This window comes from Streptomyces sp. A2-16 (assembly GCF_018128905.1).
Classification (GTDB): Bacteria; Actinomycetota; Actinomycetes; order Streptomycetales; family Streptomycetaceae; genus Streptomyces.
On the sequence record NZ_CP063808.1, the window covers coordinates 2,314,882 to 2,326,896 of the forward strand.

The 12,015-nt window shown below is 72.3% G+C and carries 12 protein-coding genes; 6 read left to right on the top strand and 6 right to left on the bottom strand.

Annotated features, from left to right (window positions below):
- The first annotated feature begins 28 nt into the window (after positions 1-28).
- Positions 29-1,036, top strand: coding sequence for an ornithine carbamoyltransferase (gene argF, locus IOD14_RS10520; RefSeq protein WP_123992135.1), 1,008 nt, complete (start codon positions 29-31; stop codon positions 1,034-1,036).
- Between the two features lie 3 nt (positions 1,037-1,039).
- Here the strand turns inward: argF and IOD14_RS10525 are convergent, their stop codons facing one another.
- Positions 1,040-1,492 carry an ATP-binding protein gene (locus tag IOD14_RS10525; protein ID WP_123992136.1) on the bottom strand — a complete coding sequence of 151 codons (453 nt, stop codon included), beginning with the start codon at positions 1,490-1,492 and terminating at the stop codon, positions 1,040-1,042.
- 328 nt (positions 1,493-1,820) lie between these two features.
- On the opposite strand from IOD14_RS10525, the gene IOD14_RS10530 reads away from it, so the two are divergent.
- Both IOD14_RS10530 and IOD14_RS10535 read left to right on the top strand, forming a co-directional pair.
- A complete protein-coding gene (locus IOD14_RS10530) occupies positions 1,821-2,648 on the top strand; it encodes an enoyl-CoA hydratase family protein (RefSeq protein ID WP_123992137.1) in 828 nt (275 codons plus the stop codon).
- Positions 2,649-4,931, top strand: a complete 2,283-nt coding sequence (locus IOD14_RS10535; RefSeq protein ID WP_249125892.1) for a bifunctional salicylyl-CoA 5-hydroxylase/oxidoreductase — start codon at positions 2,649-2,651, stop codon at positions 4,929-4,931.
- Positions 4,932-5,010: 79 nt separating this feature from the next.
- On the opposite strand, the gene IOD14_RS10540 is transcribed toward IOD14_RS10535, so the two are convergent.
- On the bottom strand, positions 5,011-5,823 hold the full coding sequence (locus IOD14_RS10540) for a PaaX family transcriptional regulator C-terminal domain-containing protein (protein ID WP_123992138.1): 813 nt from the start codon (positions 5,821-5,823) through the stop codon (positions 5,011-5,013).
- Positions 5,824-5,838: 15 nt separating this feature from the next.
- Positions 5,839-7,431, bottom strand: coding sequence for an AMP-binding protein (locus IOD14_RS10545; protein ID WP_212673245.1), 1,593 nt, complete (start codon positions 7,429-7,431; stop codon positions 5,839-5,841).
- 159 nt (positions 7,432-7,590) lie between these two features.
- Here IOD14_RS10545 and IOD14_RS10550 point away from each other — a divergent pair, with 159 nt between their 5' ends.
- Both IOD14_RS10550 and IOD14_RS10555 read left to right on the top strand, forming a co-directional pair.
- Entirely contained in the window at positions 7,591-9,036 is a 1,446-nt protein-coding gene (locus IOD14_RS10550) for an acyl-CoA dehydrogenase (protein ID WP_212670110.1), read from the top strand.
- A complete protein-coding gene (locus IOD14_RS10555) occupies positions 9,033-9,431 on the top strand; it encodes a RidA family protein (RefSeq protein ID WP_212670111.1) in 399 nt (132 codons plus the stop codon). The genes IOD14_RS10550 and IOD14_RS10555 overlap by 4 nt, the downstream gene beginning before the upstream one ends.
- Before the next feature lie 85 nt (positions 9,432-9,516).
- On the opposite strand, the gene IOD14_RS10560 is transcribed toward IOD14_RS10555, so the two are convergent.
- The gene (locus tag IOD14_RS10560) at positions 9,517-9,711 is read right to left on the bottom strand and encodes a DUF5999 family protein (protein ID WP_123992141.1); all 195 of its coding nucleotides are present in this window, start codon (positions 9,709-9,711) and stop codon (positions 9,517-9,519) included.
- Positions 9,712-9,954: 243 nt separating this feature from the next.
- Here IOD14_RS10560 and IOD14_RS10565 point away from each other — a divergent pair, with 243 nt between their 5' ends.
- A complete protein-coding gene (locus IOD14_RS10565) occupies positions 9,955-10,383 on the top strand; it encodes a DUF6299 family protein (protein WP_123992142.1) in 429 nt (142 codons plus the stop codon).
- A gap of 31 nt (positions 10,384-10,414) precedes the next feature.
- On the opposite strand, the gene IOD14_RS10570 is transcribed toward IOD14_RS10565, so the two are convergent.
- Together IOD14_RS10570 and IOD14_RS10575 are read right to left on the bottom strand one after the other, a co-directional pair.
- Positions 10,415-10,621: a hypothetical protein gene (locus tag IOD14_RS10570; RefSeq protein ID WP_123992143.1), complete on the bottom strand. Its 207-nt coding sequence runs from the start codon at positions 10,619-10,621 to the stop codon at positions 10,415-10,417.
- A gap of 209 nt (positions 10,622-10,830) precedes the next feature.
- Positions 10,831-11,928, bottom strand: a complete 1,098-nt coding sequence (locus IOD14_RS10575; RefSeq protein WP_212670112.1) for an ABC transporter ATP-binding protein — start codon at positions 11,926-11,928, stop codon at positions 10,831-10,833.
- Positions 11,929-12,015 lie beyond the last annotated feature (87 nt).

Sequence of the window (12,015 nt, forward strand, 5' to 3'; positions counted from 1 at the left end):
CCTGTTCCCGTCCCTCTGGAGCGCCCCCATGGCGACTGTTCCCACCGCCCTCGCCGGGCGCCACTTCCTCAAGGAGCTCGACTTCACGGCCGAGGAGTTCCTCGGCCTGGTCGAGCTGGCCGCCGAGCTGAAGGCCGCCAAGAAGGCGGGAACCGAGACGCGGTACCTGAGCGGGAAGAACATCGCGCTGATCTTCGAGAAGACCTCGACGCGCACGCGCTGCGCGTTCGAGGTCGCCGCCGCCGACCAGGGCGCCTCGACGACCTACCTGGACCCGTCCGGCTCGCAGATCGGGCACAAGGAGTCCGTACGGGACACCGCGCGCGTGCTCGGTCGTATGTACGACGGGATCGAGTACCGCGGGGACAGCCAGCAGAACGTGGAGGAGCTGGCCGCGTACGCCGGGGTGCCGGTGTACAACGGGCTCACCGACGACTGGCACCCCACCCAGATGCTGGCCGACGTGCTGACGATGACCGAGCACACCGCGAAGCCGGTCCGGGAGATCGCCTTCGCCTACCTCGGTGACGCGCGGTTCAACATGGGCAACTCGTATCTGATCACCGGCGCCCTGCTCGGCATGGACGTGCGGATCGTCGCGCCGAAGACCTACTGGCCCGCGCAGGACGTCGTCGAGCGGGCGCGCGCGCTCGCCGTGGACAGCGGGGCGCGGATCACGCTCACCGAGTCGCCGGCGGAAGGCGTGCTGGGGGCGGACTTCGTCGCGACCGACGTCTGGGTCTCCATGGGCGAGCCGAAGAGCGTGTGGGACGAGCGGATCGCGGCCCTCGGGCCGTACGCGGTGACCATGGACGTGCTGAGGGCCACGGGCAATGCGGACGTGAAGTTCCTGCACTGCCTGCCCGCCTTCCACGACCTCGGTACCAAGGTGGGTCAGGAGATCTTCGAGACCCACGGGCTGGAGTCCCTGGAGGTCACGGACGAGGTGTTCGAGTCGGCGCACTCGGTCGTGTTCGACGAGGCGGAGAACCGGCTGCACACGATCAAGGCGATCCTGGTCGCGACGCTGGCCTGAGCGTCACGCCGGGTGCCACTGAGGCGGCACCACCGACAGCCGGAACCACACCGCCTTGCCGGTCTCGGTCGGGCGGTGGCCGCACGAGGAGCTGAGCGCCCGGATCAGCAGCAGACCCCGGCCGTGCTCCTGCCAGGGGTCCGGGTCCCGGGGCTCCGGCTGGGTCAGGTGCCCCGGAGGCGCCGGGTCCGGGTCGTGCACCTCCACCTGACAGCCGGTCGGCAGCAGCTCCACCACCAGCTCTATCGGGGTGTCGCCGGCCGTGTGCTCCACGGCGTTCGCCACCAGTTCGGCCGTCAGCAGCTCCGCGGTGTCGCTGTCCGCCCCGTGCTCCAGCTCGGCCAGCGCGGTGCGGACCAGGGCGCGCGCCACGGGCACGGCCGCGGCGGAATGCGGCAGCGCGATGCGCCAGGAGGCGGAGGCTGAGGGGCGATCTTGCAAGGCGGGTCCGTTCATGAGCAGGCTGTCCTGCTTTCAACCGTATGAATGGTACGGCGCCGTCGGCAGGGTCGTCCGGCGGGCGCCGTACGGGACCTTCGGCCCCGTTGGCAGGCGGCTTACCCGTAGCAACGGCTTGCCTCGCACCGCTGATCCCGCCGTTGCCGGTCTGTCGACGAGCCGTGACGGATGTGACGGGGCCAGGTCACATGTCCATGCCCTCCTCGGCATGCCTACTCCTCGCCCACTCCTATCGCGCACTCGTGACGACAGTCAAAGATGAGTGATAGCTTCGAGAGTGGACCGCACCTCGCACCTCGCCCGAGCACGAGGAGGCCGCACGGACATGAGCCCCTTCACCGGCTCCGCCGCCCGCACCCCCGACTGGCAGCACCTGCGCGTCGACGTCACCGAGGGGGTCGCCACCGTCACCCTGGCCCGCCCCGAGAAACTCAACGCGCTCACCTTCGGCGCCTACGCCGACCTGCGCGACCTGCTCGCCGAGCTGTCCCGCGAGCGCTCCGTCCGGGCCCTGGTCCTGGCCGGAGAGGGACGCGGTTTCTGCTCCGGCGGCGATGTCGACGAGATCATCGGCGCGACCCTCGCCATGGACACCGCCCAGCTCCTCGACTTCAACCGGATGACCGGCCAGGTGGTACGGGCCGTACGGGAGTGCCCGTTCCCGGTGATCGCGGCCGTGCACGGGGTGGCCGCGGGTGCGGGCGCGGTCCTCGCCCTGGCGGCCGACTTCCGGGTGGCGGACCCCTCGGCCCGCTTCGCCTTCCTCTTCACCCGGGTCGGCCTGTCCGGCGGAGACATGGGCGCGGCCTATCTGCTGCCCCGGGTCGTCGGCCTCGGCCATGCCACCCGCCTCCTCATGCTCGGCGAACCGGTCCGCGCTCCCGAGGCCGAGCGCATCGGCCTGATCAGCGAACTGACGGCGGAGGGCGCCGCGGACGAGGCCGCGCGGACACTGGCCCGCCGCCTGGCCGAGGGCCCGGCACTGGCGTACGCCCAGACGAAGGCCCTGCTCACGGCGGAGCTGGACATGCCGTTGGCGGCTTCGGTGGAACTGGACGCCTCGACGCAGGCCCTCCTGATGAACGGTGAGGACTACGCGGAGTTCCATGCGGCCTTCGCGGAGAAGAGGCCGCCCAAATGGAAGGGGCGGTAAGTGTCCCGACCTAGCCACCCCCTGCGCGTCGCGATCATCGGCGGCGGCCCCGGCGGCCTGTACGCGGCCGCGTTGCTGAAACGCCTGGATCCCGCCCGGGACGTCACCGTCTGGGAACGCAACGCCCCCGACGACACCTTCGGCTTCGGCGTGGTCCTCTCCGACGAGACCCTCGGCGGCATCGAACACGCGGACCCCGTGGTCTACGCGGCCCTGCAGAAGGACTTCGTGCGCTGGGACGACATAGACGTCGTGCACCGAGGCGTACGGCACACCTCCGGAGGCCACGGCTTCGCCGCACTCGGCCGCAAGAGGCTCCTCGAGATCCTGCACGACCGCTGCCGCTCCCTCGGCGTGGACCTCCGCTTCCGCACCCAGGCCCCACCCGACCTCGCGGACACGCACGACCTCGTCATCGCCGCCGACGGAGTCAACAGCACCACACGCGAGGCCCACGCCCATGTGTTCCGCCCCCATGTGACCCCGCACCGCTGCCGCTACATCTGGCTCGCCGCCGACTTCGCCTTCGAGGCCTTCCGGTTCGAGATCGCCGAGACCGAGCACGGCGTGATGCAGCTCCACGGCTACCCCTACGCCCCCGACGCCTCCACCGTGATCATCGAGATGCGCGAGGAGGTGTGGCGGGCAGCGGGCTTCGCCGAACCGGACACGGCCGAATCCATCGACCGCTGCGCCAAGATCTTCGCGGAGGCGCTGCGCGGCCGCCCCCTGTGCTCCAACAACTCCACCTGGACCACCTTCCGCACGGTGGTCGACGAGCACTGGTCGCACGGCAACACCGTGCTGCTCGGCGACGCGGCCCACACCGCCCACTTCTCCATCGGCTCCGGCACCAAGCTCGCCGTGGAGGACGCCCTCGCCCTGGCCGCCTGCCTGCAGGAACAGCCGTCACTGCAGGAGGCGTTGACGGCCTACGAGGCCGAGCGCAAGCCGGTGGTCGCCTCCACGCAACGCGCCGCCCGCGCCAGCCTCGAGTGGTTCGAGAACCTCGGCCTGTACCTGGACCAGCCGCCCCGCCAGTTCGCCTTCAACCTGCTCACCCGCAGCCGCCGCGTCACCCACGACAACCTGCGGCTGCGCGACGCCCGCTTCACCGGCGCCGTGGAGCGCGAGTTCGGCTGCCCGCCCGGCACGCCCCCGATGTTCACCCCGTTCCGGCTGCGCGGTCTGACTCTGCGCAACCGGGTCGTGGTGTCGCCGATGGACATGTACTCCGCCACCGACGGCATCCCCGGCGACTTCCATCTGGTCCACCTGGGCGCCCGGGCGCTCGGCGGCGCCGGGCTGGTGATGACCGAGATGGTGTGCGTCTCGCCCGAGGGGCGCATCACGCCCGGCTGCACCGGCCTCTACACCGGCAGGCAGGCCGAGGCGTGGAAGCGGATCACCGACTTCGTCCACACGCGGTCACCGGGCACCGCGATCGGCGTCCAGCTCGGCCACAGCGGCCGCAAGGGCTCGACCAAGCTGATGTGGGAGGGCATCGACGAGCCGCTGCCGGAGGGCAACTGGCCGGTCGTGGCGCCCTCCCCGATCCCGTACCGGCCCTGCAACCAGACCCCGCGCGAGCTCGGCCGCGCACAACTGACCGATATCCGCGAACAGTTCACGGCTGCCGCCTGGCGCGCCGTCCGGGCCGGCTTCGACCTCCTCGAACTGCACTGCGCCCACGGCTATCTGCTCTCCGGCTTCCTCTCCCCGCTGACCAACCGGCGCACCGACGCCTACGGCGGCTCGCTCGCGAAGCGCCTCCGCTTCCCGCTCGAAGTCTTCGACGCCATCAGGGGAGTGTGGCCGCAGGAACGGCCCATGACCGTCCGCATCTCCGCCACCGACTGGGCCGAGGGCGGCAACACGGCCGAGGACGCCGTCGAGATCGCCCGCGCCTTCGCCGCGCACGGCGCCGACGCGATCGACGTGTCGACCGGGCAGGTCGTGGCCGAGGAGCAGCCGGAGTACGGGCGGTCGTACCAGACGCCGTACGCCGACCGGATCCGTCACGAGACCGGGATCCCGGTGATCGCGGTCGGCGCCATCTCCTCCTGGGACGACGTCAACTCACTGATCCTGGCCGGGCGCACGGACCTGTGCGCGCTGGCCCGGCCGCATCTCCACGACCCGAACTGGACCCTGCACGCGGCCGCCGAGCAGGGGTACGACGGCCCCGGCGCCCGCTGGCCGGACCCCTACCGCGCGGGCAGCCGGCGACCCCGGACCGGCCGCACGGACGGGCCGAAACCCCGTCTCGTGCTGGGCAGTTGAGACCCGCCGACGCGGATCGGCGGTGCGCTGCGCAGGAGAAGCAGACCGGCGGAGAGGCAGTGGCGTGTCTCGTCGCCGGTCACACACCCGCGAACGCGGCACCCGCGTCCCGCAGTCGCTCGTGCAGGCCCCGGAACACCGCGGCCGCCCGCTCGCCCGGCCAGTCCTCGGGCAGCAGCGCGGCGGGCAGGCCGGGGTCGGCGTAGGGGAGATGGCGCCAGGAGTCGAGGGCGAGGAGGTAGTCGCGGTAGGCCTCCTCGGGCGGGGTGTCGGCCCGGTCCTGCCAGTCGTGCAGCACGCGCGCGTGGCGGTCCAGGAACGCCTCGTGCTCCTTGGCGATCGCGGCCAGGTCCCACCAGCGGGCCACGGCCTCGGCGGTCGCCGCGAAGCCGAGGTGCTCGCCGCGGAAGAAGTCCACGTACGGGTCGAGCCGGAGCCGCTGGAGCGTGTGCCGGGCCTCCTCGTACAACCGGGCCGGCGCGATCCAGACCCCGGGGGCCGCCGTGCCGAAGCCGAGCCCGGCCAGCCGCGAGCGCAGCACGTGCCGCTTCTGCCGCTCCGACTCGGGCACCGAGAACACGGCGAGCACCCAGCCCTCGTCCTCGGGCGGGGTCACCGCGTAGATGCGCCGGTCGCCGTCGTCGAGCAGCTGACGGGCGTCCGGCGACAGCCCGTACCCGGCCGCGCCCTGTGCGGTGCGGGCCGGCAGCAGCAGCCCGCGCCGTTTCAGGCGGGACACGGACGACCGTACGGAGGGTGCGTCCACGCCGACCGCTGCCAGCAGCCGGATGAGCTCGGCGACGGGCACGGGGCCCGGCATGAAGCGGCCGTAGGCTCCGTAGAGCGTGACGATGAGAGACCGTGGTGCATGCTGGTCGGACACGTTGATCATCTTAGGTCGTGTGGATCACTGCTGGTCACCATCGGTGCGCAGCCTGAACCGCTGGAGTTTGCCGGTCGCCGTCCGCGGCAGCGCGTCCAGGAAGACGATCTCGCGCGGGCATTTGTAGGGCGCCAGTTCGGCCTTGAGGAAGGTGCGCAGCGTGTCGGCGTCCCGCTCTGCGCCCTCCTTGAGGACGGCGAAGGCGACGACCACTTGCCCGCGCGCCTCGTCGGCCCGCCCCACGACCGCCGCCTCGATCACGTCCGGGTGCCGCAGCAGGGCGTCCTCGACCTCCGGTCCGGCGATGTTGTACCCGGCAGAGATGATCATGTCGTCCGCGCGGGCCACATAGCGGAAGTAACCGTCGTTCTCCCGGATGTATGTGTCGCCCGTGATGTTCCAGCCGTTCCGTACGTACTCGCGCTGCCGGGGATCGGCGAGATAGCGGCAGCCGACGGGGCCGCGCACGGCGAGCAGGCCGGGTTCGCCGTCGGGCAGCTCGCGACCCGTCTCGTCGACCACGCGCGCCTGCCAACCGGGTACGGGCACCCCGGTCGTCCCGGGCCGGATGTCCTCGTCGGCCGCGGAGATGAAGATGTGCAGCAGTTCGGTGGCGCCGATGCCGTTGACGATCCGCAGCCCGGTCCGCTCCTGCCAGGCCCGCCAGGTGGCCGCGGGCAGGTTCTCGCCGGCGGAGACACAGCGGCGCAGGGACGAGATGTCGTACGCGTCGAGTCCGTCGAGCATGGCGCGATAGGCGGTGGGGGCGGTGAACAGGACGGAGACGCGGTGCTCGGCGATCGCCGGCGGCAGCTGCTGGGGATGGGCCTGTTCGAGGAGGAGGGAGCTGGCGCCCGCGCGCATCGGGAAGATCACCAGCCCGCCGAGGCCGAAGGTGAAACCGAGCGGGGGACTGCCGGCGAAGACATCGTCCACATGGGGTCGCAGCACATGCTTGGAGAAGGTGTCCGCTATCGCCAGCACATCCCGGTGGAAGTGCATACAGCCCTTGGGGCGCCCGGTGGTCCCGGAGGTGAAGGCGATCAGCGCCACGTCGTCGGCCGCGGTCCGCACGGCGGTGTACGGCGTTCCGGGCGCCTCGCGGTTCAGCAGGTCGTCGGGGGCGTCGCCGCCGTAGGTCGTGATCCTGAGGCCCGGTATCTCGGCCTTGGCGAGATCGTCCACGGCGCGTATGTCGCACAGGGCGTGCTCGACGCGCGCGATCTCGCACATCGTGGCCAGCTCGTGCGGCCGCTGCTGGGCCAGCACCGTCACGGCGACCGCGCCCGCCTTCAGCACCGCCAGCCAGCAGGCCGCGAGCCAGGGGGTGGTCGGGCCGCGCAGCAGGACCCGGTTGCCTGGGACCACCCCGAGGTCGCCGGTGAGCAGGTGGGCGAGCCGGTCGACACGGGCGCGCAGTGTGCCGTACGTCCATGTGTCCCCGGTCGGGGTGTGGAACACCGGGCGCTCGTCGGGCGGGCCCGTCAACAGCTCGGCGGCACAGTTCAGCCGATCGGGGTAGCGCAGCTCCGGCAGGTCGAAGCGGAGCTCGGGCCACTGGTCGGGGGGCGGGAGGTGGTCGCGCGCGAAGGTGTCGACGTGGGCCGAGACGTTCATGGCGGGTCGCCCCCTTGCCTTCCGGGCCGCGTGGGCCGCCGTGTGGGCCGCCTCGTGGGCGTCGATGGTGGGCTCGCACAAGGAGCGTATCGTGTTGGTGACGACAGTCAACGGCACGCGATACTGTCGTGGGGCCCTGTCGACGAGAAGGGACCGGCAATGCCCGCATTCTCGCTCGAACCGTCACAGACCGCCCGGTGTGCGGAACTGCGCGCCCTGGCCGCGGAACGGCTGCGCCCGCTGGCGGAGAAGGGCGAGCCGGGCCGGGTGAACCGCCCACTGGTCGCTGAGCTCGGTCAACTCGGTCTGCTGGAACTGCTGTTCACCTCCGGCGCCCTCGACCTCTGCCTGATGCGGGAGTCCCTCGCGTACGCCTGCACCGAGGCGGAGACGGCCCTCGCCCTCCAGGGCCTCGGCGCCCACCCCGTCCACGCCCACGGCACCCCCGCCCAGCGGGAGCGCTGGCTGCCCGCGGTGAGCGACGGCACCGCGGTGGCCGCGTTCGCGCTGAGCGAGCCGGGGGCGGGGTCGGACGCGGCGGGGTTGGCGCTGCGGGCGGAGCGGGGGAAGTGGGGGGAGGCGGCCGGGGCGAGGGCCGATGGGGTGGGTGGATCGCCGGGGGCGGAGTCGGAGAGGGCGGAGTCGGAGAGGGCAGCGGCGGGCGGATCGCCTGATCCTGACGCGTCGGCTGCGAGGGCGGCGTCGGGGCATGTGAGGTCGGAAGCGGTGTCGGGAGACGTGCGGTCGGAGGACGTGCCGGGGACGGAGTCCGCGGTCCTCCCGTCGGCCGGGGCGTCGGGGGCCCGGTCGCGTACCGGTGACCCCGTGGCCGAGTCCGACGGTTCCTCGAGGTGGCGGCTCACCGGGGAGAAGTGCTGGATCTCCAACGCCCCCGAGGCCGACTTCTACACCGTCTTCGCCCGCACCACCCCGGGTGCCGGGGCCCGGGGCGTGACCGCGTTCCTCGTGCCCGCCGACCGCCCCGGACTCACCGGCACCCCCCTCGACATGCTCTCCCCGCACCCCATCGGCGCCCTCGCGTTCGACGCGGTGCCGGTGAGCGCCGACGACGTCCTCGGTGAGGTGGACCGCGGGTTCCGGGTCGCGATGGGCACGCTCAACCTCTTCCGGCCCAGCGTCGGCGCCTTCGCGGTCGGCATGGCACAGGCGGCGCTGGACGCCACCCTCGGACACACCGCCCGACAGGACGCCTTCGGCGGCAAGCTGCGGGACCTGCAGAGCGTCGCCCACACGGTCGCCGAGATGGCCCTGCGCACGGACGCGGCCCGCCTCATGGTGTACGCGGCCGCGACGGCGTACGACGAAGGCGCCCCGGACGTGCCCAAGCGTGCGGCGATGGCGAAGCTCCTGGCCACCGAGACCGCGCAGTACGTCGTCGACACCGCGGTCCAACTGCACGGCGCACGCGCCCTGCAACGCGGTCATCTGCTGGAGCACCTGTACCGGGAGGTGCGCGCCCCGCGCATCTACGAGGGGGCGAGCGAGGTGCAACGGGGCATCATCGCGAAGGAGTTGTACGCGGGCCTGGCGACGCTGGAGGCCGAGGGCGCCGATGATGCCGTAACGACGAGGGAGGCTTCATGACCGCCGAGCGCATCAACCCGCCCGAACTGTCCCCGCCCACCGGCTTCTCGCACGCGGTCGTCGCCTCCGGGTCCCGGGTGGTCTTCCTGGCGGGGCAGACCGCGCTCGACGCCGACGGCAAAGTGGTCGGGGAGTCCCTGCCGGAACAGTTCGAGAAGGCCCTCACCAACCTCCTCACCGCCCTCAAGGCCTCCGGCGGCGGCCCGTCCGACCTCGCGCGCGTCACCGTCTACGCCACCGACATCGCCGCCTACCGCACACATGCCGCCGAACTCGGGCGCATCTGGGCGGAGTTGGCGGGGAGGAACTACCCCGCGATGGCGGTCGTGGAGGTCGTGCGGCTGTGGGACGACCAGGCGGCGGTGGAACTCGACGGGTTCGCCGTGCTGCCGTAGCTTCCTTTGGCGGGGGAGGGACCAGGCGGCAGCTTGCTTGGGCGGGGGAGGGACCAGGCGGCAGCTTGCTTGGGCGGGGAAGGGATCAGGCGGCGACGGCCAGCTGTCCGGCCGGCACCCGGTGCGGTGCGACGATCCGGCCGTCGGGCAGCAGCTCGCCGGTGTCGTCGAAGACGATCGCGCCGTTGCACAGCAGATTCCAGCCCTGCTCGGGGTGGGCCGCGACGACGTGCGGGGCGGTGCGGTCGGACGAAGCGCACGAAGACCGGTGAGAACACATGGCGCACCTCCACATTGCTGGGACCCCCCACATGGGGTCCGTATCCGTATGTGTAGACCATGCTCTCGTCGCGAACTCATCGGAACCGGCCGACGTGAAGCGTGACAACACGCGGACAACTCTCGGACGGTTCCACGACGCTCGGTGCGGACTCGCCACCGAAGGAGTGACGATCACGGCCGGGGGCGCGCGTTCCCGGTAGCAGTGGAGGCTCCCACTCCACTCACCCGGGAGGTACTCCCCGTGTCTGTTCGCCCCGCTCTCGTCGCCGCCGCCGGTGCCGCGCTGTTCCTGCTGGCCGTCCCCACGCTGCCGGCGAGCGCCGACCCGTACGAGACCGTCACCGTCGACCCCGGCGGACGTATCGCCGAGGACGGCACCGTGATCCTGTCCGGCACCTATCGCTGCACCGGCGGCACGGGCCCGGTGTTCGTGAGTTCCTCCGTGGCCCAGCGTTCCACGTCGGTCCGGCACGGCATCGGCGGGACCGTCGCGGTGTGCGACGGCGTGGAGCACATCTGGGAGAACACGGGCAAGCCCACCCCGGGCGCCCTCGAGCCGGGTGCGGCACACGTCGAGGCCACCCTCATGGAACTCAGCCCCCAGGGCGGCCTGCCCCTGCCCCGCTTTCACGCGGCCGGGCAGCAGGACATCACCTTGACGAAGGGCTGAGCGGCCGGCCGGTCATGTCGGAGGCCCTCGCTCAACGCACCAGTGCGATCTCCGGGGGCCACAGCACACCCTCGGCCAACAGCAGGGCGGGGCCCAGGTGTTGCGGGCACACGACCAGTGGTGGCCGGGCGTGGCAGGAGATCCGGAAGCGGGCGCGGGCCCCGCACTCCTCCCCGTCCCGCGGACCGGAGTGCCGGCTCGCGCACCGCAGCGCGGGCGCGGCGTCCGCGGCCGTCACCGGAAGCCCGCCTTGACGTCGGAGATGTGTTCGAGGGTGGCCGGGTTCATGGTGTCCTCCTCCTGCGGTCCGCCGGCCGGGCGAGGTGGGGGACCGGCAGACGCATCCCGCATGCGCTCACCACGCTAGGAACGCGTGGGCCGGGCAGCCCGTCCGGACGGCCGTTCGGGTGAGGTCCGTCTCGTACCGGTCCTCGGGCGGCGCCTCGCTCAGACGGGATACGCGTGCGTCTGCGCCGCCTTCACCGCCGCCCAGACCTCCGCGCCGGGGTGCAGATCGAGTTCGGCCGCGGCCACCGTCGTCAGGTCCGCCGCGAGGGGGAGTTCACCGGTGAGGTCGGCGCGGATCTGGTCGCCGTGGGTCTCCAGGCCGGCCACCTCGCAGCGCCAGTGGTTGCGGGCGCTGGAGCCGGCGGGCGGTTCGCGGTAGAGGGTCACGGCGCTCGGCGGGAAGGCGACGAACACCGGTCCTGAGAGGTCTTCCGTGGTGGTGAGGGCGGGCCCGGCGTCGAGGCGGACCGTATGGCCGTCGGCCTCGCCCCGGTAGAGGTTCAGGCCGACCAGTTGGGCGATGTAGTCGGTGCGCGGGTGGCGGGCGATGTGGGACGGGGCGCCCTCCTGGACGACCTCGCCGTGTTCGACGACCACGAGACGGTCGGCGAGGACCATGGCGTCCAGCGGGTCGTGCGTGACGAGTACGGCGACGGCCTCGAACTCTGCCAGGTGGCGCCGGAGTTGGGCCCGCACCTCCAGGCGGGTACGGGCGTCCAGGGCGGCCAGGGGCTCGTCGAGGAGCAGCAGCCGGGGGTGGGTCGCCAACGCCCTTGCCAGGGCTACGCGTTGGGCCTGTCCACCCGACAACTTGCGGGGCTTGGCGCCCGCGTGGGCCGCTAGCCCCATCCGGTCCAGCCACTCGGCGGCCCGCGCGCGGGCCGCCGCCTTGGTGGCGCCCTGGCAGCGCGGGCCGAAGGCGACGTTGTCGAGGGCGGTGAGGTGCGGGAACAGCAGGTAGTCCTGGAAGACGACACCGACGGGACGGGATTCCGGGGCCGTACGCTCCAACGCGGTGCCGTCCAGGCGCAGATGACCGTCGGTGAGGGGGGTCAGGCCGGCGAGAGCGCGCAGTGCGGTGGTCTTGCCGGCACCGTTCGGACCGAGGAGGGCGACGACCTCTCCGGGGGCGACGGTGAGCGACACGTCGAGTCGGAAGGCACCGCGGTCCACGACGAGACGGGCGTCAAGGCCCTCGACGGCGACGGCGGACCGGGGGCGGGTGCCGGGGGTGGCGGCTCGGGTCTTCTCACTCATCGCACGGCCTCCGGTCGCCGTCGGGGGGACAGCCGTCGGCTGCCGCCGTGGGCTGGGACGGGCTTCGGTGTGGGCCGGTCGGTGCCT

Bases quoted from the DNA above. Each gene is read 5' to 3' on its own strand.
- IOD14_RS10575 (WP_212670112.1), bottom strand. From the start codon at position 11,928: ATGAGTGAGAAGACCCGAGCCGCCACCCCCGGCACCCGCCCCCGGTCC.
- argF (WP_123992135.1), top strand. From the start codon at position 29: ATGGCGACTGTTCCCACCGCCCTCGCCGGGCGCCACTTCCTCAAGGAG.
- IOD14_RS10560 (WP_123992141.1), bottom strand. From the start codon at position 9,711: ATGTGTTCTCACCGGTCTTCGTGCGCTTCGTCCGACCGCACCGCCCCG.
- IOD14_RS10545 (WP_212673245.1), bottom strand. From the start codon at position 7,431: ATGAACGTCTCGGCCCACGTCGACACCTTCGCGCGCGACCACCTCCCG.
- IOD14_RS10530 (WP_123992137.1), top strand. From the start codon at position 1,821: ATGAGCCCCTTCACCGGCTCCGCCGCCCGCACCCCCGACTGGCAGCAC.
- IOD14_RS10525 (WP_123992136.1), bottom strand. From the start codon at position 1,492: ATGAACGGACCCGCCTTGCAAGATCGCCCCTCAGCCTCCGCCTCCTGG.
- IOD14_RS10555 (WP_212670111.1), top strand. From the start codon at position 9,033: ATGACCGCCGAGCGCATCAACCCGCCCGAACTGTCCCCGCCCACCGGC.
- IOD14_RS10540 (WP_123992138.1), bottom strand. From the start codon at position 5,823: ATGATCAACGTGTCCGACCAGCATGCACCACGGTCTCTCATCGTCACG.
- IOD14_RS10550 (WP_212670110.1), top strand. From the start codon at position 7,591: ATGCCCGCATTCTCGCTCGAACCGTCACAGACCGCCCGGTGTGCGGAA.